The organism is Terasakiella sp. (genome assembly GCF_048267425.1).
GTDB lineage: Bacteria > Pseudomonadota > Alphaproteobacteria > Rhodospirillales > Terasakiellaceae > Terasakiella.
Genome location: NZ_JBLWXN010000004.1, coordinates 22,926 through 44,815 on the forward strand (window position 1 = coordinate 22,926; position 21,890 = coordinate 44,815).

The window sequence follows — 21,890 nt, forward strand, 5'->3', positions numbered from 1 at the left end:
GGACCCGAGTGTAGCATAGTGTCAGGCTGCTGTTGAAGCCTTAGACTTGAGGAATGTGGCAAAAGCTTTATCCGTATAACCAACATGTTTTTGCCAAAGGGATGCAAGAATGCCGATCAGTTCTATGGATGCATGCTTGTTGGGTGCTTTCATATACAGGTTAAAGGAGGTCTCGAGACGTTCCATGAACTGTTTATGTTCAGCCGCATGGGCTTCCAAATCCGGATAACCTGAGTTTCGCATAATCTCTTCTTCGTCCGCAAAGTGATGCTTGGTGTAGTCTTGCATCTTGTGGAAGGTGTCTTCGATTGTATGCTCGTCGTCATCATTTTTGATTTCGGTATAAAGTTCGTTGATCAATCCTAATAAGAAACGGTGATCATCGTCGACTTTTTTGTTACCGCAGGATAGATCATCACTCCAACTAAACAGGGTTTGTTCATCCTGTTCATCTACTTTGATCTGTTTGAGGAAGCGCGACACCAGTTCACGTAACGAGGTGGACTCTGTTGCCAGTTTATCCGAAACATCCATCAGGCTATTGGCGGCTTCATTGGCACTTTCAGCGGATTTTTGAACCTCAATAATTGACGACGAGACTTCACGTGTGCCACTGGAGGCCTGATCCACATTTTGTGCAATTTCGCGTGTGGCGGCACTTTGTTGTTCTACGGCGCTGGCGATCGTCGCTGAAATTTCGTTCATTTCCCTAATTACGCGGGAAACGGAACCAATGGCGTTGACGGAACGCGAGGTTGACTGCTGTATCTCTGTAATGCGGGCGGTGATATCGTCCGTTGCTTGCGTTGTTTGATTTGCCAGATTTTTGACTTCCGAGGCAACAACAGCAAACCCTTTACCCGCATCACCCGCACGTGCGGCTTCGATGGTGGCGTTTAGGGCCAGCAGGTTGGTTTGTTCTGCAATGGTTGTGATCAGTTTGACGATTTCGCCGATATTGGAAACATCTTCTTCCAGCTCGCGGATATGGCTAGATGTTTCTTCTGACTCCGTCACAGCCCGGGCTGTTACTTCTGAGGCCTGAGTAACCTGTCGGTCAATTTCAGAAATGGAACTGGATAGTTCCTCCGCTGCCGCCGCAACGGTTTGAACATTGGCTGTAGCTTCCTCCGATGCGCTGGCAACTGTGGTTGCCTGTGCTTTGGTTTGATCAGATTCGACGGTCACTCTGTTGGAGGCTTGGCGAACGGCCTGGTCGGAACTGTTGAGACTGTCGAGAACGTTAATCATGGTCATTTCGAATTCACGAATGTAACTGTTGATTAACTGACGTTGCTGTTCTTTGATTTCTTCGTCTTGTTGCTTGGCGATATGCAGTTCTTCATTCTTGATCATATTGTCTTTAAAAACCTGAACGGCTTCTGCCATATGGCCGATTTCATCACCACGGTGTGTTCCTTCAATCTCCGTATCCAAGGCACCGGATGCCAACGAGGACATGCTACGGGTCATCTTGTTTAAGGGCCGGGCAATATCGCGGGCGATAAAGAAGGATGCCCCCAGAACCAAAGCTGCAACAAGAATTGCAATGCCCCCTAAAAGGAAAACGGCCTTATAAAAAGCCTTATCGACATCATCCATGTAGATGCCTGACCCCACAACCCATTGCCACGGTGTGTAACCTTTTACGAAAGACAGTTTGGCGATGGCTTTGTCATGTCCGGCTTTTGGCCAGTGATAGTTGACAAAACCCTCTCCGTTTTTACCTGTTTCTGAAATTTTTCGGAAAAGAGGAACACCGTTGGGGTCTTTTGTATCTCCCATATTTTTCCCATTAAGGGAGGGGCTTATGGGATGCATCAGAATAGTTGCATCAAAATCCGTAATGAAAATATATTCCTGCCCATCGTAACGCATGGCCTCCAATGTTTCTTTGGCAGCTTTTTGCGCAGCTTCTGGTGTGAGGGTCCCTTGGTCGGCTTTTTTTGCGTAATCAAGAACGATACTATAGGCACTTTCTACAATATGGCGCGTTTTGATTTGGCGGTCTTCGACCATTGTAAGACGAAATTGCTGCAAGCTCATTGCCGTTAAACCAGCAAGGCCTGTAAATGTGATAAGTGACAGAAATAGCAGCTTCTTTGATATCGATATATTTTGTAAAAACATATACTTTCCCCCGATTAGCGCGTGATTTGGATAATAGTCATACAACTCATAAGCTCAATTGAGCAAAAGAAGTACTTGATGGGTAAAGTGTTACTTCAAATGAGTAATACGATTTAATTTGTGTTGATAGATGGGGGGGATGGATCAACTATACAACAAAAAAAAGCAAAGGTGCGGACACCTTCGCTTTTTTCTTGTGAAAAATCTTTCGACTTTTCTTAGTCTTCGCTTACGAATTCGATGATTTTTTCATCAACGGATAAAGAACCACCAGCAGAAGCGTGGATTTTCTTAATAACCACGTCTTTTTCCGCACGCATGATATTTTCCATTTTCATGGCTTCAATCACGCAAAGTTCTTCACCGGCTTTGACTTCCTGACCTTCTTCGACGGCAACCGAGAGCAGCAGCCCCGGCATGGGTGACATCAGGAAGGCTGACATGTCCGGCGGTGCCTTGAACGGCATCAGCTCGTTCAGTTCTGCATGACGTTTTGTCAGGACTTTTACGTCGGCTTGTGCACCAGCGTGGAACAGGCTGTATCCTGTTGCCATACGGTCGACCTGAACGCAAATTTCCGTCCCGTTGATATCGGCAAAGAACAACGGTTCGCCAAATGTCCATTCTGAACGAATGTGCATTTCAGTACCGTCAATTTCAACGTCGTAGCCTTCTGTCGGGTTTGGTGTGACTGTTGTATTGAATTTTTGGTCGTTATAAAGAACAACCCATTCATCATTCAACAGGCGACCACGACCGCCTTCCATTTGGCCGGAAATCATAACTTCGCGTTCTGACTCCATACGTTTCATAAAGCAGGCAACCGCGACCAGGTTTTTCGGGTCTTTTTGCGGGACCATAGAAGCATCAAAGCCATCGGGATATTCTTCTGCAATGAAGTTCGTGGTCAAGGCACCGTCGATGAAACGTTGCTTGGACATAACAGCGTTCAAGAAGGAGATGTTATGACCAACGCCACGGATGTAATACTCATCCAGCGCACGGCGCATATTTTCCGTACATTCTTCGCGATTTTTGCCATGTGTAATCAGTTTGGCAATCATCGGGTCGTAGAACATGGAAATCTCACCACCTTCATAGACACCTGTATCGACGCGCACAGTGTCACTTTCAATCGGTGGGCGGTATTTAACCAAGCGACCTGTGGAAGGCAGGAAGTTGCGGAACGGATCTTCGGCATAGACACGGGATTCCATCGCCCAGCCGTTGATTTTCACGTCTTCTTGCTTGATGGTCAGTTCCTGACCGTCGGCAATATTGATCATCCATTCAACCAGATCGACACCGGTAATCAATTCGGTAACCGGGTGTTCCACCTGCAAACGGGTGTTCATTTCCAGGAAGTAGAAATTCTGATCTTTATCAACGATGAATTCCACTGTACCGGCAGAACGGTAATCTACCGCTTTGGCCAGTGCAACGGCCTGTTCGCCCATTGCTTTGCGCGTTTCTTCGTTCAGGAAGGGGGACGGCGCTTCTTCAATGACTTTTTGGTGGCGGCGCTGGATGGAACATTCACGTTCTGCAAGATAAATCGCATTGCCGTGTTTGTCGGCCAAAACCTGAATTTCGATGTGGCGCGGTTCTTCAATGAATTTTTCGATAAAGACGCGATCATCACCGAAAGAAGATTTGGCTTCGGATGTGGCACGTTCAAAACCGTCGCGGCATTCTTCTTCGTTATAGGCAACGCGCATGCCTTTACCACCACCACCGGCAGAGGCTTTCAACATTACGGGATAACCAATTTCAGCGGAAATTTCGACCGCATGGTCTGTGTCGCGCACAACATCGGTATAACCCGGCACAGTGCTGACACCAGCTTTTTGCGCCAGTTTCTTAGACTCGATTTTGTCGCCCATCGCCTGAATAGCAAGCTTTTCAGGGCCGATGAATTCAACACCGATTTCGTTCAACGCATCAAAGAAATGGGCGTTTTCCGACAAGAAACCATAACCGGGGTGCACGGCCTGTGCACCGGTGTCTTTGATGGCTTTCAGGATGTTATCCATCACCAGATAAGACTGGTTGGACGGGGCCGGGCCGATATTGACGGCTTCGTCTGCCATTTGGACGTGAAGCGCTTCTTTATCGGCATCGGAATAGACCGCAACGGTCTTGATGCCCATTTTGCGGGCTGATTTGATTACGCGGCAGGCAATCTCACCGCGGTTTGCAATCAGGATTTTATCGAACATGTGTCCGGTTCCTATTCTTTGCTAAAACTCAGATTTGAATGAAATACGCTTTAGGCAAACCCTAGAGCGGAATGTTACCGTGCTTGCGCGCCGGGTTTTTCAAATCTTTGTTTTTCAACATTGCGAGAGATTGACAGATACGGCGACGTGTACCGTGCGGCATGATCACATCGTCGATAAAGCCACGGGCACCAGCCTTGAACGGGTTGGTGAAGTTTGCAGCATATTCGTCAGTTCGTTTCTGAATTTTTTCAGCGTCACCGATGTCGGAACGGAAGATAATCTCCACGGCCCCTTTGGCCCCCATTACGGCGATTTCTGCAGACGGCCATGCAAAGTTTGCATCACCGCGCAAGTGTTTGGAGCTCATAACGTCATAAGCACCACCGTAGGCTTTACGGGTAATAACGGTCACTTTCGGTACTGTTGCTTCGGCAAACGCATACAACAGTTTCGCACCATGTGTAATGATGCCGTTATATTCCTGATCCGTGCCCGGCATGAAGCCCGGTACGTCCACAAATGTGACGATCGGAATGTTGAAGGCATCACAGAAGCGTACAAAACGCGCCGCTTTGATAGAGCTGTCGATATCCAGACAACCCGCCAAAACCATCGGGTTATTGGCAACAAAGCCGACTGTATCGCCATTCATGCGGCCAAAACCGATGATGATGTTTTTGGCGAAGTCCGGCATAATTTCAAAGAAGTCACCTTCGTCGACGACTTTGGTGATCAGTTCTTTCATTTCATAGGGCTTGTTGGCGTTATCCGGCACCAATGTATCTAGGGAAATGTCATCGCGATCTGCCGGATCTGTTGTCGGGCGGGTCGGGGCTTTTTCCTTGTTGTTGCTCGGCAGGAAGTCAACGAAATCGCGCAGCTTGAGAAGGGCTTCGACATCGTTTTCAAAGGCGAGGTGAGCCACACCGGATTTGGATGTGTGGGTGATGGCACCGCCAAGTTCTTCTTGCGTCACTTCTTCGTGGGTCACGGTTTTGACAACGTCCGGACCTGTCACAAACATGAAGGAGCTGTCTTTAACCATGAAGATAAAGTCGGTCATGGCCGGGGAGTATACGGCACCACCAGCGCAAGGGCCCATGATCATGGAGATCTGCGGGATAACACCGGATGCTTCGACGTTGCGTTGGAAAACGTCTGCGTAACCGCCCAAGGAAGCGATACCTTCCTGAATACGTGCCCCACCGGAATCGTTTAAGCCGATGCAGGGCGCGCCCACTTTCATGGCTTGATCCATGATCTTGCAGATTTTTTCTGCATGTGTTTCCGACAGGGAACCACCGTAAACCGTGAAATCCTGTGAGAAAACAAAGACCAGACGGCCATTGACCGTACCGTAACCGGTGACAACACCGTCACCCGGTGTGTGGTCCTGTTCCATGCCGAAATCGGTGCAACGGTGTTCAACGAACATGTCCCATTCTTCGAAGCTGCCTTCGTCGAGGAAAATGTCAATTCTTTCGCGGGCTGTCAGCTTGCCCTTTTTGTGCTGTGCGTCGATACGACGCTGACCGCCACCCATGCGGGCTTTGGCGCGTTTTTCGTCAAGCATCTGGATAATGTCGTGCATCTAAATATGTCCCCTTCGCCCTTGTTCGGGCATAGATATATTTGGAAGGATATGTAGCTTCCTGACGTTATGATTACCACAATCGGATTTTACGCACCAGAAAAAATACGCACTCTAATACCGAATTACCGATTTATTTTATTTGGTATTGATTTTTCACGGTTTTGCGGCTGTTTTGATGGATAAAAACCTCAAGTTTTGTTGAAAAACTGGAAAAACACCCCGTGGAAAGGAGAGAATCCGAAATACACGGTTTTCTTGATGTTATTCGTGGGAATGTGCAGGAGGTTTGGATAAGGGGATAACATGAAGTTTTCCATACTTAACGCCGGTTTGCGATGTGATCTGATCTGCCATATGCCTCACCTGATGGACGGAGCCATGCAAAACGGTGGCTTCCAGACAGTTTTCCGGGTCCACATGTAAATGCAGGGTCGCTGTCGGGATATCATGGTGGTGATGCTGTGTTTCCATCAGGCGCGTGGAAAGGGTGCGTTCTTTATGATTGTACATATAAACAACGCATCCAACACAAGGCGCCTCTTCGTTTTCAGCGATTTGTTGGTCTTTTACCAATTGTCGAATAGCATCGCGTATGCCTTCAGACCTGTTACTGTAACCCTTCATTTCGATCAGCCGATCAAAATCGGCGAGCAGATTGTCGTCGATGGTAATGGTAATTCGTTCCATTTTTGCCTCTTGCTTTTGCTGCACTCAGTATGATAATTTTCAAAAACATCATACTTTTCATATTGTTTAAACAATCATACAAGGGTTGGGAAATGAATCGACTATTCTTTAGCGTCGCAGCAGCAGGAATGTTGTTGGCGACTTCTGCGTTTGCACATACGGGTGGCGACAGCGTTCATGGTTTTGCAGCGGGCTTTGGGCATCCATTCGCCGGATTGGATCATATTTTAGCAATGGTTGCTGTCGGTGTTCTGGCGGCTCAACTAGGTGGCAAAGCAATGGCATATGTGCCGGCGTCGTTCGTTGCCATGATGTTGGTTGGCGGTCTTGTTGCAATGGTTGGTGGAACCGTTCCGTTCGTTGAATTGGGGATTGTCGGTTCCGTTATCCTGTTGGGGGCTGTTGTGGCGTTTGGGCGTCAAATGCCGTTATTGGGGGCAATGGCACTGGTTGGCGTTCTCGCAATTTTCCACGGTTTTGCACATGGTCTGGAAATGCCGGTAAATGCAGAAGGCAGCCAGTACGCACTGGGTTTTGCATTGGCAACAACCATGTTGCACCTTGCTGGTTTGGGCATCAGCTTTGCCTTGAAACAACTGGATGAAAAAATTGCTCCGCTGGCATTGCGGATCGGTGGTGGTGCGGTCGGCACAGCCGGTGTGGCCTTGCTGGTTCTGTAAAAGTGAACGTCATTCATTAAAAAAAGGGAGAGTGCATTGGCTGCGCTCTCCCTCAGCTTATTGAGAAAGCCCCTAAGCTGTCATCCCCGACCCCGATCGGGGATCCATCTTTGCTGAATAAGTAACATATAATCCATTGATTTTAAATGGATCCCGCATCAAGTGCGGGATGACGGATTTTGGTCAATTATTTACTAAAAACACTTTGCCAGCAGTCTGGGAGGCGATTATGCCTCCCTTTTTTGTTCTATAGATAATTTAGGAAACGTATGACGTTTCTGAGGTCGTTCAGAATGGTTTCGCGTCGATCTTTGGCTTCCCAATCCTCCCCCCACAATTCGATTTGATAGGTTTCGTCAATTTGTGAAACTTCAAAAGCGGCATCGGCATCGAGATGATTGTTCATTAGGGCCAACGCAATGACGATGGAGCCTGTACAATGGGTGGCACTGGAAAGGGCCGCCAGTTCCCAATCGTTATATTGATCAATCACTTTATGGAAGGCATCGAAAGTGCCGTCCGGTTGTGCCAGATGCATCACGCCTGTTTGTGTGTTCAGTTCAATGCCATATGTTTTTTTGGTCCAGTCAATTAAAGGAATCCAGGCGTTGGCTTGGCGTGTTGCCAGTTCTTTCGGGTCATCGGTCCAGTAACAGACAAGGTCTGTTTCACCATATTTTGCAATTTGTTCAACGACACCGGCGCGTTGTTGGCCGATACGGTCAACTGTTGTGGAGGCCAAGGCCATGACAGGCATGGCCGCAGGTTTGATGATTTCGTCTTGTTCATCCCATTCCGAGGCCAATGCCTCGGCAACATCTTGTGTGGGCAGGTGCAACGGGCGTTTTGCCGGGGATTTGAGATGGCGTCCGTCCAATGTTACGACGTATCCATTGTCATGTTCTTCAATCCCAACGGATCTGTAAAAACGTTTGAGTGCAGAAGAAGAGTCCATTATCTGTCTTTCCCGATATAAAAAAGGCCCCCGCGCTGGCAGGGGCCTTTTAAGAGTCTTGCCAATTGGCCTTTATTTAGACTTTCCGAACAGATTTAGCAAGCCACCAATCGGATTGTCCGATGCGGGTTGCTTTTCCTCTGTTGTGTTTTCAGTTGCGGCAGGTGCCGTAGAAGTTGATTTTTTACCCAGTGCCGTGGCGCAAGGATCGCCATCGGCCAAGGCTTTGTCTGTCAGGCTGCTGAACAGGATGGACATGCCGCCTGTGGCAATCGCTGCACCGACACCCATTGCAGCTTTGGCTGTTTCAAAGGCGTCAATGCCAATGCCGGGGTTGGACAAAGGACCACTGACACGAACCATACTGGCCAGCCCACCGACGTTGACGCCCAGGTCTGCGGTATCGCCACGCGGTTCCGGTTTGACACCCACATCCAATGTTTCGTTTGCCAAGTTGATTTCGCCGGAACTGGCAACGTTCATAACATTGGTTTGCATAGCGATTGTTTTATCGAATTTGGAAACACCTTTGTTAAAGTCGAGGTTAACAATCATGCAAGAAAACGGTGTGAATTCCCCCTCTTTGGCACTGGGCAGGATATTTTCAAAGACACCCGTGATCAGGTCACCACCTAAGAAATTGACCTTACTGGATTTAATCTTGCCTTCCCCGACGTTGACCAGAGTTTTACCTTGTAAGGAGGCCATCAAGCCCGCGACAGATGTGCCTGTTGCGTTCAAGTCAAAGCGAATTTGCGTTTTGCCTTCGTGGATCAGGTCGGTGACACCTGTTTCTTTCAGACTGTTGCCAAGGCCAAGGTCTTTGCCTGTCAGGTCGATTTTCAACTTTGCAGGGGAATTACGACCATCCAGTGTGACTTGCCCGTCAAAGACACCACCACCCATCGCAAAAGCAGGCAGTACGTTGAGCAAACCATTTTTCAGCGTTAATTTCTTTGTGAATTGGGTCAGCGTGAAATCATTGGCAATCAGCGTTTCAGCTTTATAGGCCACATTGGCATTCACGGCTTTCAAACCGTCCAGAACAAGTGGGTCGGACGGAAAGAGCTTTTCAGCTTTGGCTGATGTGCCTTCTGCCGGTTTTTGCGGTTCTGCACTCGCTTGTTCGCCACTTTGTGGTGTGACGTCTTTGGTGTTCAGTAACTTTGAACCCAATGCGACGTCAATTTGCGGGACTTTACCGCTCAGGTCTGCTGTAATATCGCCGGATAAATCGCTACCGCCAATTTTGATGTTCAAACCACCGACTTTATACTTCATTTGGCCGCCGGAAACTGTTGCAGCCATTTCAAACGGGCCAACTTTGCCAACTTGACTACCGGCTAATTCTGCAAGGCGGGCAATGTTGTCGCTTTTTGCACTGAGGGCCAGATTCAAGCCATTACCTTTGGCGGGTTCTTGAATGTTGCCTGTGATTTTAACTTCGGCTCCTGCGGCTTTCAGGGTCAGGTCAAGGTCAATGGGGGCATTATTCATCAGGTCTTCAGGTGTGCCAACTTTACCGGCCAATTCAACAACATGATCGTTGAAGGATCCTTTAAACAAAAGATTCAGGGGATCGTCCAAATCATCGGCGGAAGCTTCCATCGTGTCGATGACGATAGATGTTGTTTCGCCTTTCACACCGTCTTTATAGATAAAACGTGCTTTTTCGATGCGCACTTTGTTGACTGCGGGCAGCTTGGCCGGGTCGGAACTAGATGCACTCTGTTCTTCTGCTTTGGCCTCTTTGGGGCCCATTTCCCAGTTGCCTTTGCCGGCCTTGTTTGTTTCCAGCAAAATTTCCGGCTCAATCAAGGCAACTTCAACGATGTGGATATCCCCAAAAAGAAGGGGCATCAGCTTCATTTCAGCTGCGAAGCTTTTGACTTTTACCATGTTGGGGGCTGAACCCCATTCTGCGTTGGAGAGCGAGACACCGCTGACGCGTACCTTCGGGGAAAGGGAAATATCCAGTTCCAAATCACCGTTGATCACAAGATCACGCCCGGTGGCTGCTTTGGCCTGTTCGGTGATTTCTCCTTTATACTGATTGAAATCAGTGGACTTGAGGATTGCAACACCGGCAATAATAACGCCGACGACAAGGACGACAAGCCCCCCTAAAATTAGTTTTAAACGTCCCATATCTATTCATCCTTCATTATTGTGTTTATTGCCTCGGTAAGTTCATCATACGTATTTATGATCAATGCTGCACCTGCTTCTTTCAGTTCTTTGGGGGCATGATACCCCCATGCGACGCCAATAGATTTTACATTTGCATTACATGCCATAAGTATATCGTAGGTCGTATCCCCAATAACAACCGCATTTTTTGCCTCAACACCGGTTTCGGCCAAGGCCTTTTCCACCATTTCCGGATCGGGTTTGCCCCGTGCCCGACACGCGGTTTGCAATGTTGTGAATTTGTTTTCCAGATTATGTGTTTGCAAGGTCGGGATTAGCCCACGCATGGCTTTTCCTGTGGCAACGCCCAACAACCAGCCTTGGGATTCCAAGGCATCCAGTGCCTCAACCACACCGGGGAAGAGGGGTTCTTCTACAGCGTCGTTTTCCCGCATGGTTCGAAAATGGCGTCGATATGTTTCTGCCATTTCATGATGGAATCGACTGGGCTGGGCATTGAATAAATGTTCCATTGCGATTTCAAGGGGTAAGCCGACGATTCGACGGATGGAGTCGCGAGGGATACGGTCCAGATTATAACTGTCACAGGTCAAATTCATGGCCGTGATAATAGCGTTCTGGCTGTCAACCAATGTGCCGTCGCAGTCGAAAATCGCCAGTTGCAAAGGGGTCTCGGGGGTCAAAAGGGGCTCCTGTGATAAGAATCACTTACAATCATAAATATTTAGCTTGCACTAGGCTAGCTCAGATACAATCATTTTAATAATCCTAAAGTTTGTATTTCTTCTACAAATGTAGAATACTACAAACATACGAGGTTACAGTCTGATTGTGACAGACGTCTACGCGGCTTGTGTGGGTGGCTTTCATTCGACGATGAGCGATGAAGATTTGGTTTAAGCTTAGGAGGCAATACATGAAATTTTTTAAAACAGCCGTAGCACTTGGGGCCCTTCCGCTTTTGGCAGCCTGTGCGTCTAACTGGGACGTTGAAGGTGCGAAGATGGCGCAGAACAACGGTAGCGCTTTCCAAAAAGGGCTGCAGAGCGAGTATGCGCGCTTGGCTGGTCTGGAACGTGACGAAGGCGACTGGGCTGATGCACGTCGTTTTGTCGGGAAAGCACTTGCCGCAACACAAGGCGATGTTGAACCGCAGATGATTGCAGATCGCAGCTTGCCGGAAGACAAGGTTGGCGAACTGAGTGCTGCGCGCGAGAAACTGATGGCAGCCTATGCCGCGGGTGGTAAAGAAGCATCCCCGGAAGCAGCTGCTCGTGCACAAGCCGGTTTTGATTGCTGGATGCAGGAACAGGAAGAAAACTTCCAACCCGATGATATCGAAGCCTGTAAGAAATACTTCATGGCTGGCTTGAATGACATGACGGTTAAGCCGATGGCAAAACCGGCAATGGCACCGATGGAAGACATCATTGTTTATTTTGACTTCAATAGCACAGCTTTGAATGATGAAGCCAAAGCCTTGTTGGTGAAAGCGTCCATGATGGGCCGTGGTGTACAAACTGTTATGGTCAATGGTCATACAGACACCAAAGGTTCCGCAGCTTATAACGAAGCACTTGCCTTGTCCCGTGCACAGGCCGTTTCTGAATTCCTGAAAGGTCATGGCGTTGCAGGTAATGCAATTCGTGTTGGCGCAAATGGCGAAAACATGAACGCTGTCACCACAGGTGACGAAGTTGAAGAATCACGCAACCGTCGTGTGGTTGTTTCCTTCAAATAAGGAATATTCAGTTCAAATCAAAAAGGAGACCTCAATATTGAGGTCGCCTTTTTTATGTTTGAAGAAAAAACAGAAGATTATTCTTGCGATTCGTCTTCGAAAACAGCATCGAAACAGGTCATCAACAGGCTGTCAATTTCTGACATCGTGATCCAGATACCCAAATCCTGTAGGGAGGTCACGCCATGTTCACTAATTCCGCAAGGTACGATTCCATTAAAATGAGACAGGTCCGGTTCTACGTTTAATGAAATACCGTGAAACGTGACCCATTTGCGCACACGTACGCCAATGGCACCGATTTTATCTTCACGCCCCATACCACGATCCACCCAGATTCCCACGCGTCCGTCGCGTCGTTCCCCTGTAATATTAAAGGTCGCAAGGGTTTGAATGACCCATTCTTCCAGATTCTGTACGAATTTGCGAATATCACGCCCGCGCTTGGTTAAATCCAGCATGACGTAGGCTATGCGTTGACCGGGGCCGTGATAGGTATATTGACCGCCACGCCCGGCGTCATAAACGGGGAACCGTTCCGGATCGATCAAATCTTCTTGTTTTGCGCTGGTTCCGGCAGTGTAAAGTGGGGGATGTTCCAATAACCAGATACATTCTGGCGCGCTTCCTTCGGCAATCTCTTTAACACGCTGTTCCATAAAGGAAAGTGCTGTTTCATAAGGAACTTCGTCGTCGCTGAAACGCCACTCGATGCCATTTCTCATCAAAGTCGAAATTTTTTTATCATTCATGTCTTGATCTATGTGAATCATTTGTATATACCACGCCACAAGATGAAACGCGGTTCGACACCTCATACACCGTCCTTTCATCAAATGCCACATTTTATGCGGTCGTGGCGGAATCGGTAGACGCGCAACGTTGAGGTCGTTGTTCCTTAACCGGAGTGGAAGTTCAAATCTTCTCGACCGCACCAAAATCTCCCTGCTTTCATGCGAAAGCGGGGATTTTTTTTAAACAAAGTGCTAGTGTTTCTGTGTCATCCTCTGTTTTCCCCGTTCAAAACTGTCACCTGTGCCAGAAGGCACAATATAAACCGTGCACTTTTCCAGAAAAACGTTGTACAGCGCACGAAAAATTAGAAAACTGTAATTTGCTAAATTGTCGAAAGTAAACAAAACCAGTGTGCCGTGTGGCACAGGAAGTCGAATTTTTGCCATAATCGCGATTTTGTTAAAAAAATGTTGCAATAGAATGGTTTGCCACCAATAGTGGGTGGGTTATTTTAAGGTTGTGTTTTGGATGTGAGGCATTATCATTTTTCAATAGAGATAGATAGAAAGGTTTCACAGATGGCGTCCAAAATTCCGTATATGGCAGCTCCGGGTTTAATTGGAAAAATATTACCTAAAATTCAGGAAGCAAGGAGACCGGATCGCTTCACTCAGGATTATTTGGCCACCAAGTTGAAGCACTCGGGAGGTAGTGCTCAGGCCATAATTCCGCTTCTTAAGAGGTTGGGCTTTTTGAATAGTGATGGAACTCCAACAGAACGATACGACAAATTCAGGAATGAACATACTCAAGGTGCGGCGATGGCAGCAGGTATGCGTGAAGCCTTCAAAGATTTATTTGATCGCAATGAGTGGGCTTCTGATATGGAGAAAGCCAAGTTACAGTCTTTGATGATCGAAGTTACAGGGCTTGAAAAAGATAATCGGTCTCTTCAATTAATGATGTCTACATTTTCTGCGTTAAAGGCGTTTGCCGACTTTGAAGCGACTGAAGATGCTGCAGTACCTGAAGTTACGGTGAAACCTGAGACTGTTCGCAATGACGAACCAGTGCAAACTGCATCTCAGGCAGCGCAAAGCGTGGGAATGAATTTAGCCTATACTATTAATTTGAATCTGCCTGAAACTACGGACCCAGAGGTCTTTAACGCTATCTTCAAGGCGTTGAAGGAAAATTTACTGGAAAACTGAAAAATGAAATCAGAGAACACAGTAAAACTCTTCGGTTTGAACAATATCAGCATCGAATCTGAAATTCGTCGAGTGGAAAAGAAGCTGGACGTTGACCTTGGACATCGTGATAGGAACGCCCCGAAGGATGATCATACATATTATCCGCAGTTTTCAATGAAACTGCGGAATGAAGCAGAGGCTATGTCTGGGCACTATTCAATCTTTTACTGTCTGGAAAACTCCATTCGCGAACTTGTAAACGATCGACTGGAAGAAATTCATGGTGAAACATGGTGGTCTACTGAGGGAGTTGTGGTTCAAGAAGTGAGGAAAAATGCTGAAAAGAACCAACAGAAAGAGCTGAGTACAGGCATTACACCTCGTTCGGATGATTTGTTAGACTATTGTAACTTCGGCGAACTAGGTGAGATTATAAAATCAAATTGGCCTATCTTCGGCGATATGTTCAGGGACAAAAAGGCAGTAGAGAAAATTTTGGGAAGTCTTAACACCCTGCGAGCACCAATTGCACACTGCAAGATTTTAGCTGAAGATGAAGTTCTAAGACTGCACCTCGCTCTACGTGATTGGTTTAGGCAAATGAGCTAGGAATAGAAACGCTGGTAGATATGGTAGCTTTCCCATTGCAACTGTCCCAATTTCTGTTGCAATTGTCTCAAAATTGCTTGTTTTGTTGCAACGATGTTTCTTGTATGCCGCAGTATCTCTAAGCTTCCTGAAAATAGTACTGCGTTGAGGTCGTTGTTCCTTAACCGGAGTGGAAGTTCAAATCTTCTCGACCGCACCAAAATCTCCCTGCTTTCATCCGAAAGCGGGGATTTTTTTATTTTGTCTTCCTTTGTTTCTATCCTTTAGACTGTTTCCAAAATTTATAAAATTGGAGATCTGGCATGGATAAGTATGTTCTGAAGAAAGAAGAGATTGAAGCGTTCGCCGGTACGGAAAAGACGCATTTTCTAAACCCGAACGGGAGACGGATTAATAAGTCGCTGGGGGATTTGACCGGGATTACCGGATTTGGTTTTCATTTGATTGAGGTCCCACCGGGGGCGGACTCAACAGAGTTTCATCTCCATGTTTATGAAGATGAATGCACTTTTGTACTTAGTGGGCATGGTGTCGTGCGTATTGGAGAAGAGCGGACCGATATCGGCCCGGGTGATTTTATCGGATACCGCAAAGGCGGTTTGGCCCACTGTATGACCAATACAGGCCAAGAGGTCTTAAAATGTATCGTGGTTGGTCAACGTCTGGCCCACGATGTGGGTGAATACCCAGATAAAAAGAAACGCCTGTTTCGTAATGAAGGGATGAAATGGGAAATGGTGGATCTTGATAAAATCGAGCATCCGCAAGGAGGAAAGAAATAATCTTCGACATTCGGATTTTATCAAGGGTGCGGACTAAAAGCGATTTTTGTCACAGCTTTTTCTGTTGTGATTTTTCCCAATACGGATATTGTTGCAGGAGACCTGTCGAAAAGATGGGCATTCAAGAAAACGTCCTTCTTACCCAACGCATATAGCTGAATAAAAACAACACGATGCTGAAAGTAAGATTTCTGACACTTCAGGAGAGGGAAGAGTTGGAGACCCGATAAAATTCGAATCGCTGTCGAAATAGCCACACAAAAGGGGACGAGTGAATGGCAGAAGAAGATAAACGAAATACAGAAGCCAAATTTCGGGAAGGGGCGCTGGAATACCACCGCAACCCGGTCCCCGGTAAAATCAGTGTCACCGCGACCAAACCGTTAGCGAACCAACGCGATCTTGCGCTGGCTTATTCGCCGGGCGTTGCATTTGCCTGTGAAGAAATTGTCCGTGATGAAAAAGAAGCCGCAAATATGACGGCGCGCGGAAATTTGGTTGGTGTTGTCACAAACGGAACGGCCGTTTTAGGCCTTGGTGCAATCGGTCCGTTGGCGTCCAAGCCTGTAATGGAAGGCAAAGGCGTTCTGTTTAAAAAGTTCGCAGGTATTGACGTTTTCGATATTGAAATCGAAGAACGCGACCCGTACAAACTGGTTGATATTATCAAATCACTGGAACCGACATTCGGCGGGATCAACCTTGAAGATATCAAGGCACCGGAATGTTTTGTCGTTGAACGTGAACTGAAAGAACAATGTAATATTCCAGTCTTTCACGATGATCAGCACGGCACGGCCATTATCGTTGGCGCAGCGGTGAAAAACGCACTGCGCATTGTCGGTAAAGACATTCACAATGTGAAATTGGTGGCCTCCGGTGCGGGGGCTGCGGCCCTTTCCTGTTTGAATGTGTTGAAACACATGGGGATGAAGCCGGAAAACATCATCGTGACCGATATTGTCGGTGTTGTCTATAAAGGCAGAACCGAGGAAATGGACGAATTCAAGGAAGTTTTTGCACAGGAAACAGATCTGCGCACCCTTGATGAAGCCATTGAAGGGGCAGATATCTTCCTTGGTCTGTCGGCACCGCGTGTGCTTAAACCGGAAATGGTTGCCAAAATGGGCGATCAGCCGATTATTTTCGCGCTCGCCAACCCGGAACCTGAAATCCGTCCTGAATTGGCCAAAGAAGTACGCCCGGATTGTATTATGGCAACAGGGCGTTCGGATTATCCGAACCAGGTAAATAACGTTTTATGTTTCCCTTATATTTTCCGTGGTGCGCTGGATGTCGGCGCGACAACGATTAATGCGGAAATGAAAATGGCCTGTGTAGAAGCCTTGGCAGACCTGACAATGGCCGAAGCGGACGAACGCGTGACCAAAGCTTACGGCGAAGAAGATTTACGTTTCGGGCCTGAATATTTGATCCCGAAACCGTTTGATCCTCGCCTGATTTTGAATGTGACTTTGGCCGTGGCAAAAGCGGCGATGGATAGTGGCGTGGCAACGCGTCCGATCCACGATTTCCACGCGTATCGTGAAAAACTGTCACAGTTTGTTTATCGTTCCGGCATGACGATGAAGCCGGTGTTTGAACAAGCCAAACGCTTGCCCAAGAAAATTGTTTATGCGGAAGGCGAAGATGAACGCGTCTTGCGTGCGGTTCAGATCGTTGTGGATGATGGGATTGCCGTGCCGATCCTGATCGGCCGTCGGGAAGCCATTGAAAACAAGATCAAAAGCTTGGGATTACGTTTGGAACTCGACAAAGATGTCGAGGTCGTCGAGATCATGCGGGATCCGCGCTTCCATAATTATGCGGATTATTACCATCGCATAATGGGGCGTCATGGCGTTTCGCCAAAGGCAGCGCTGGGTCTTGTGCGTTCACGCGCGACAATCGTTGCAGCGATTATGCTGCACCGTGGTGATGCCGATGCAATGGTTTGTGGGACAACAGGGCGATACTTCAAACATTTGGAAGAAGTCCGAAACATTATCGGCTTGCGTGAAGGTAAGTCCGTGATGGCGGCCATGAACCTGTTAATCACGGATAACGATACTTTGTTCCTGTGCGACACCTATGTGAATTATGATCCAACTGCCGAAGAGTTGACGGAAATCACCCTGATGGCGGCGGAAGAAGTTCGTCGTTTTGGCATGAAACCGAAGGTGGCGCTGGTATCTCATTCCAACTTCGGGAACCGTGATTCTGTTTCATCCCTGAAAATGCGCCGTGTGCGTGAAATGGTGTTGGAACGCGATCCCCGCCTTGAAATCGAAGGCGAGATGCATTCCGATTCTGCATTATCTGAACAGCTTCGTAACAATATTTTCCCCAATTCACGCTTGCGTGGGTCGGCGAACCTGTTGATTATGCCGAACCTTGATGCGGCCAACATTTCCTATAACCTGATGAAAATGACGGCTGACGGCTTGCCGGTTGGTCCGATTTTGTTGGGGGCTGCGAAACCGGCGCATATCCTTTCACCTTCTGCCACGGTACGTGCGGTGGTGAATGTCAGTGCAGTTGCAGTTGTGGATGCACAAATCCACGCTGGTGAAGCGGAGTAAGAATGCGTGACTGAGTTGCCTGAACAACAAATGGAAGAAGACAAAAGCGTCCAGCCTCAAGTCGAAATTGAGGAAGGCGACGCGTTTGGTCTTGGGGATGAACATGTTAACGATGTTCGCGACCATTTGCGCGATGGCAACGAAGAAGCCGTTCGAGACCTGTTTGAGGAGCTGCACTACGCGGACGCTGCCGACGTGGTGCAGCAGCTCAAACCAGAAGATCGAACCAAGGTTCTCCAGATTGTTGGGGATGACCTGGAACCGGAAGTCTGGTCCGAATTGGATCAGGATATTCTGGAAGAAGTCGTCTATGAAATTGGCGCCGATACGGTTGCCAAAGCCTTGGTCGAGATGGACAGTGACGATGCGCTGGCCGTTATTGAAGAACTGGATGAAGAAGACCAGAAAGAAGTTCTGGAAGCCATGCCGCATGGGGAACGTGCGGTTCTTATGGAAGGTTTATCCTTTCCTGAAGATTCCGCCGGTCGTCTCATGCAGCGCGATTTGGTGGCCGTGCCGGCTTTCTGGACGGTAGGGGAAACGCTGGATTACCTGCGTAGCGACGTGGACCTGCCGGAAGATTTTTATGAGATTTTTGTTGTTGACCCAAAACACAAACCCTTGGGGACCGTGCCGCTTAGTCAATTGATGCGTAATAAACGTCCGGTTCGGGTTGGCAACTTGATGGAAGAACAACTGACAACTATCCCGGTTGAAACCGACCAGGAAGAAGTTGCCTTTATCTTCCGTGACCGTGATCTGGTTTCCGCCCCTGTCGTTGATGACAATGGGCGTCTGTTGGGTGTGATTACAATCGATGACGTTGTTGACGTTATCGATGAAGAACACGAAGAAGATATCATGCGTATGGGTGGGGTCACGCAGGATGAATTTTACAGTTCCGCATTGGATGCGGCTAAATCCCGTGTCTGGTGGCTGGTTGTCAATCTGGGGACGGCGATTGTTGCCTCGATGGTGATCGGTCTCTTTAGTGCGACCATTGAACAATTGGTGGCCTTGGCCGTTCTTATGCCGATTGTAGCCTCGATGGGGGGGAATGCGGGCACGCAAACCCTGACAATTGCTGTACGTGCCATTGCCATGAAAGAATTGACACCTGCAAATGCCATGCGGGTTGTCGGGAAGGAAATTGCGGTAGGGGCAATGAATGGTGTGATTTTTGCCATTCTTATTGGTCTGGCGACTTGGGCCTGGTTTCGTGACCCGGCCCTAGCATCCGTCATTGCAGTGGCGATGATCGTTAATATGGTTGTTGCGGGGCTTGCAGGCGCATTAATTCCAGTTGCGCTTGACAGATATGGGGCAGACCCTGCAATCTCGTCATCTGTTTTTCTGACAACGGTGACTGATGTTGTCGGTTTTTTTGCTTTTCTTGGGCTTGCCGCCCTGTTTTTGCTTGGTTAATCTGTCTGAAGCGTTCTGAATTGAAAGAAAACTATTTACGTTTACGTAAAGGTTAAGTAATGTTTTGGCGTTATGACAGAAAAAAGACAGAAAACATACAGCATCACAGATTTGTCCAAAGAGTTTGATATCACAACTCGGACAATCCGCTTTTATGAAGATAAAGGCCTGATCTCACCGGCCCGTGAAGGGCAACGACGGATTTATTCATCGCGCGATCGTGTTCGCCTGCGTTTGATCATGCGTGGGAAACGGCTGGGTTTTGCTTTATCCGAAATTCAGGAATTGATTGATCTTTATGATACGGATCGTTCAGAAGTTATGCAGTTGCAAGTTTTCTTGAAACGCATCCAAAGTCGCCGCGATGCTTTGTCCCAGCAACAACAGGACATTACGGCAATGCTGTCTGAGTTGGAGACACTGGAAGAACAGTGTTCTGGATTGTTAAAACAGAAGCAAAGTTGAGTATCCCCCTAACACACTGATCCCTAAGTAGTGATGCGTATTTTGAGTTTGCTTTTCGCAAGGTATATTGCGGCAAAAATGTAACTCATGATGTGTTAGGGATAAAATGACAATCCGGTTGAAGCTGATTAGCGCCGTTGTGCTTATGCTGGTTCTGTTGATGATCAACAGTGTTTTGCTGATTTCTGTGACAAATGATAGTTCAAATGCTTTTGAAAGTATCGAATCCTCTTCTAAAAAAATTGGTGAAGACGTTTTGCCTTTGTTGGCTTTGTCGCAAGGTTTGCGCACCGACGTTATTCAGGTTCAGCAATGGTTGACGGATATTTCGGCAACACGTGGGCAAGATGGCCTAAACGATGGTTTTGACGAAGCCCAAAAACATGCAAACAGCTTTAATGAAAATCTGAAAAAGGCTCTGGAACTCAGCCAATCTTTGAAAATGGATAAGCTGGTTAGTCATTTCCATATGATGGGAGAAGATTTCTCACCATTTTATGAGACAGGAAAGCGTATGGCACAGGCCTATGTTGACGGAGGCCCGGTCAGCGGAAACCGTTTAATGGGGGCCTTCGACGAGGTTGCGGCCAAAATTCAAAATGATGTACAGAATGTAACATTGGAAGTCGAAGCGATTGTTGCAAAGCAATTGGAAAACGACAATGTCATTTTGGAACATAGTAAAAGTGAAAATGACAAATCACGTATGATTGCGATTGTTCCCATTATTGTCTCTCTTATCGTTGGTGTGTCTGTTGTAATCGGTGTAATCGGCATTTGTCGCAATATCTTACAGATGACTCATTCCATGACGGATTTATCGCATGGTAAACTGGATGTGGACGTGATGGGGCAGGACCGTCGCGATGAACTGGGCGAAATGGTCAGTGCGGTTCAAGTCTTTAAAGATAATGCAATTGATAAACTGCGTCTGGAACGTGAACAGGAAGAACAAGAAAAACGCGCTGCCGTTGAACGACAAGAAGCACTCTTTCAAATTGCAGATGATTTGGAAGGACGTGTGAAGGGCAGCATGAAACAGATTTCTGAAGTTTTGAATAATCTGGAACAGACAGCGACGCAAATGTCGTCTGCGGCGGATCAAACCAGTGCGCAAAGTCAGGCTGTTTCTGCTGCTACGCAACAGGCGACTGCAAATGTAGACGCTGTTGCGACAGCGGGGTCGGAGTTAAGCGCGTCGATTTCTGAAATTTCCAAACAGGTTGCACAATCATCTCAAATAGCACAAGAAGCCGTTGTCGAAGCCCACACCACAACGGGAATTGTTGCGAGCTTGGCACAAGAAGTCGGTCATATCGAAAATATTGTGAAGTTGATTAATAATATTGCAGAACAAACGAATTTGTTGGCGCTGAACGCAACGATTGAAGCTGCACGCGCCGGTGAGGCAGGTAAGGGGTTTGCCGTTGTCGCAAGTGAAGTGAAAAATCTTGCACAACAAACCTCAAAAGCGACGGAAGAAATCAGTCAACAAATTACAAAAATTCAACAACAGACAAATGGTGCTGTTGATGCGATTGACGGCATTGAAAAGACAATTTCCAGTTTGAATGATTACTCCTCTTCCATTGCCGCTGCTGTTGAAGAACAAAGTGCGGCAACAGGTGAGATTGCACATAACGTGGAAGAAGCCTCACGCGGGACGCAAGATGTCGCACATAATATCTATGGTGTGGCACAAGCGGCGACACAGACGGGTGAATTAGCAAACGATGTCACGGTGTCGGCCAATGTCGTCAAAGATGCAAGTCAGGCGTTAAGGTCAAATGTACAAGAATTTTTGGACGATATTCGTGATGGGTCGTCTGGTTCTTTTCGATATTAATTCACGCTCAGGACGAGCTGTTTCAAAACGGGCAGGGGACGTGTTCCTGCCCTTTTCTTTTTTTGAAACGTTGACGTTTACGTAAACGTCAAC

Annotated in this window: 17 protein-coding genes and 1 tRNA gene; 10 read left to right on the top strand and 8 right to left on the bottom strand. The window is 47.5% G+C overall.

Annotation, left to right across the window (positions count from 1 at the left end; translation table 11 throughout):
* Positions 1-21: 21 nt before the first annotated feature.
* From ACN0VA_RS07955 to nikR, 4 genes are all read right to left on the bottom strand, one after another.
* Positions 22-2,046: a bacteriohemerythrin gene (locus ACN0VA_RS07955; RefSeq protein ID WP_417820628.1), complete on the bottom strand. Its 2,025-nt coding sequence runs from the start codon at positions 2,044-2,046 to the stop codon at positions 22-24.
* A gap of 302 nt (positions 2,047-2,348) precedes the next feature.
* Positions 2,349-4,349 (bottom strand): acetyl-CoA carboxylase biotin carboxylase subunit, encoded by a 2,001-nt coding sequence (locus tag ACN0VA_RS07960; RefSeq protein WP_417820629.1) that lies wholly within the window; start codon positions 4,347-4,349, stop codon positions 2,349-2,351.
* A gap of 61 nt (positions 4,350-4,410) precedes the next feature.
* The gene (locus ACN0VA_RS07965; protein WP_417820630.1) at positions 4,411-5,943 is read right to left on the bottom strand and encodes an acyl-CoA carboxylase subunit beta; all 1,533 of its coding nucleotides are present in this window, start codon (positions 5,941-5,943) and stop codon (positions 4,411-4,413) included.
* Positions 5,944-6,207: 264 nt separating this feature from the next.
* On the bottom strand, positions 6,208-6,633 hold the full coding sequence (nikR, locus tag ACN0VA_RS07970; RefSeq protein WP_417820631.1) for a nickel-responsive transcriptional regulator NikR: 426 nt from the start codon (positions 6,631-6,633) through the stop codon (positions 6,208-6,210).
* 92 nt (positions 6,634-6,725) lie between these two features.
* On the opposite strand from nikR, the gene ACN0VA_RS07975 reads away from it, so the two are divergent.
* Positions 6,726-7,313, top strand: a complete 588-nt coding sequence (locus tag ACN0VA_RS07975) for a HupE/UreJ family protein (RefSeq protein ID WP_417820632.1) — start codon at positions 6,726-6,728, stop codon at positions 7,311-7,313.
* 247 nt (positions 7,314-7,560) lie between these two features.
* Here ACN0VA_RS07975 and ACN0VA_RS07980 read toward each other — a convergent pair whose 3' ends face one another.
* From ACN0VA_RS07980 to ACN0VA_RS07990, 3 genes are all read right to left on the bottom strand, one after another.
* The gene (locus tag ACN0VA_RS07980; RefSeq protein ID WP_417820633.1) at positions 7,561-8,268 is read right to left on the bottom strand and encodes an ATP12 family chaperone protein; all 708 of its coding nucleotides are present in this window, start codon (positions 8,266-8,268) and stop codon (positions 7,561-7,563) included.
* Positions 8,269-8,340: 72 nt separating this feature from the next.
* Entirely contained in the window at positions 8,341-10,416 is a 2,076-nt protein-coding gene (locus ACN0VA_RS07985; protein ID WP_417820634.1) for an AsmA family protein, read from the bottom strand.
* Between the two features lie 2 nt (positions 10,417-10,418).
* Positions 10,419-11,102, bottom strand: a complete 684-nt coding sequence (locus ACN0VA_RS07990; protein WP_417820635.1) for an HAD-IA family hydrolase — start codon at positions 11,100-11,102, stop codon at positions 10,419-10,421.
* A gap of 233 nt (positions 11,103-11,335) precedes the next feature.
* Between ACN0VA_RS07990 and ACN0VA_RS07995 the strand changes: the two genes are divergently transcribed.
* A complete protein-coding gene (locus ACN0VA_RS07995; protein ID WP_417820636.1) occupies positions 11,336-12,160 on the top strand; it encodes an OmpA family protein in 825 nt (274 codons plus the stop codon).
* Between the two features lie 77 nt (positions 12,161-12,237).
* Here ACN0VA_RS07995 and lipB read toward each other — a convergent pair whose 3' ends face one another.
* Positions 12,238-12,885 carry a lipoyl(octanoyl) transferase LipB gene (gene lipB / locus ACN0VA_RS08000; protein ID WP_417820866.1) on the bottom strand — a complete coding sequence of 216 codons (648 nt, stop codon included), beginning with the start codon at positions 12,883-12,885 and terminating at the stop codon, positions 12,238-12,240.
* A gap of 125 nt (positions 12,886-13,010) precedes the next feature.
* On the opposite strand from lipB, the gene ACN0VA_RS08005 reads away from it, so the two are divergent.
* The 8 genes from ACN0VA_RS08005 (at position 13,011) to ACN0VA_RS08040 (ending at position 21,797) form a co-directional block, all read left to right on the top strand.
* Positions 13,011-13,097 (top strand) — tRNA-Leu (locus ACN0VA_RS08005).
* Positions 13,098-13,473: 376 nt separating this feature from the next.
* Positions 13,474-14,106: a DUF5343 domain-containing protein gene (locus tag ACN0VA_RS08010; RefSeq protein WP_417820637.1), complete on the top strand. Its 633-nt coding sequence runs from the start codon at positions 13,474-13,476 to the stop codon at positions 14,104-14,106.
* 3 nt (positions 14,107-14,109) lie between these two features.
* Positions 14,110-14,697, top strand: coding sequence for a Swt1 family HEPN domain-containing protein (locus ACN0VA_RS08015; protein WP_417820638.1), 588 nt, complete (start codon positions 14,110-14,112; stop codon positions 14,695-14,697).
* Between the two features lie 302 nt (positions 14,698-14,999).
* Positions 15,000-15,479: a cupin domain-containing protein gene (locus ACN0VA_RS08020; RefSeq protein ID WP_417820639.1), complete on the top strand. Its 480-nt coding sequence runs from the start codon at positions 15,000-15,002 to the stop codon at positions 15,477-15,479.
* A gap of 275 nt (positions 15,480-15,754) precedes the next feature.
* Positions 15,755-18,061 carry an NADP-dependent malic enzyme gene (locus tag ACN0VA_RS08025; RefSeq protein ID WP_417820640.1) on the top strand — a complete coding sequence of 769 codons (2,307 nt, stop codon included), beginning with the start codon at positions 15,755-15,757 and terminating at the stop codon, positions 18,059-18,061.
* 6 nt (positions 18,062-18,067) lie between these two features.
* Positions 18,068-19,486 carry a magnesium transporter gene (mgtE, locus tag ACN0VA_RS08030; RefSeq protein ID WP_417820641.1) on the top strand — a complete coding sequence of 473 codons (1,419 nt, stop codon included), beginning with the start codon at positions 18,068-18,070 and terminating at the stop codon, positions 19,484-19,486.
* Between the two features lie 72 nt (positions 19,487-19,558).
* Positions 19,559-19,951 (top strand): MerR family transcriptional regulator, encoded by a 393-nt coding sequence (locus tag ACN0VA_RS08035; protein WP_417820642.1) that lies wholly within the window; start codon positions 19,559-19,561, stop codon positions 19,949-19,951.
* 106 nt (positions 19,952-20,057) lie between these two features.
* On the top strand, positions 20,058-21,797 hold the full coding sequence (locus tag ACN0VA_RS08040) for a methyl-accepting chemotaxis protein (RefSeq protein WP_417820643.1): 1,740 nt from the start codon (positions 20,058-20,060) through the stop codon (positions 21,795-21,797).
* The last annotated feature ends 93 nt before the right edge of the window (positions 21,798-21,890 follow it).

Coding starts and splice junctions, on each gene's coding strand:
- ACN0VA_RS08020 (WP_417820639.1), top strand. CDS start 15,000: ATGGATAAGTATGTTCTGAAGAAAGAAGAGATTGAAGCGTTCGCCGGT.
- ACN0VA_RS07975 (WP_417820632.1), top strand. CDS start 6,726: ATGAATCGACTATTCTTTAGCGTCGCAGCAGCAGGAATGTTGTTGGCG.
- ACN0VA_RS07980 (WP_417820633.1), bottom strand. CDS start 8,268: ATGGACTCTTCTTCTGCACTCAAACGTTTTTACAGATCCGTTGGGATT.
- ACN0VA_RS07960 (WP_417820629.1), bottom strand. CDS start 4,349: ATGTTCGATAAAATCCTGATTGCAAACCGCGGTGAGATTGCCTGCCGC.
- ACN0VA_RS08015 (WP_417820638.1), top strand. CDS start 14,110: ATGAAATCAGAGAACACAGTAAAACTCTTCGGTTTGAACAATATCAGC.
- ACN0VA_RS07965 (WP_417820630.1), bottom strand. CDS start 5,943: ATGCACGACATTATCCAGATGCTTGACGAAAAACGCGCCAAAGCCCGC.
- lipB (WP_417820866.1), bottom strand. CDS start 12,885: ATGAGAAATGGCATCGAGTGGCGTTTCAGCGACGACGAAGTTCCTTAT.
- ACN0VA_RS08025 (WP_417820640.1), top strand. CDS start 15,755: ATGGCAGAAGAAGATAAACGAAATACAGAAGCCAAATTTCGGGAAGGG.
- nikR (WP_417820631.1), bottom strand. CDS start 6,633: ATGGAACGAATTACCATTACCATCGACGACAATCTGCTCGCCGATTTT.
- ACN0VA_RS07985 (WP_417820634.1), bottom strand. CDS start 10,416: ATGGGACGTTTAAAACTAATTTTAGGGGGGCTTGTCGTCCTTGTCGTC.
- ACN0VA_RS07995 (WP_417820636.1), top strand. CDS start 11,336: ATGAAATTTTTTAAAACAGCCGTAGCACTTGGGGCCCTTCCGCTTTTG.
- ACN0VA_RS08035 (WP_417820642.1), top strand. CDS start 19,559: ATGACAGAAAAAAGACAGAAAACATACAGCATCACAGATTTGTCCAAA.
- ACN0VA_RS08010 (WP_417820637.1), top strand. CDS start 13,474: ATGGCGTCCAAAATTCCGTATATGGCAGCTCCGGGTTTAATTGGAAAA.
- ACN0VA_RS07955 (WP_417820628.1), bottom strand. CDS start 2,046: ATGAGCTTGCAGCAATTTCGTCTTACAATGGTCGAAGACCGCCAAATC.
- ACN0VA_RS08040 (WP_417820643.1), top strand. CDS start 20,058: ATGACAATCCGGTTGAAGCTGATTAGCGCCGTTGTGCTTATGCTGGTT.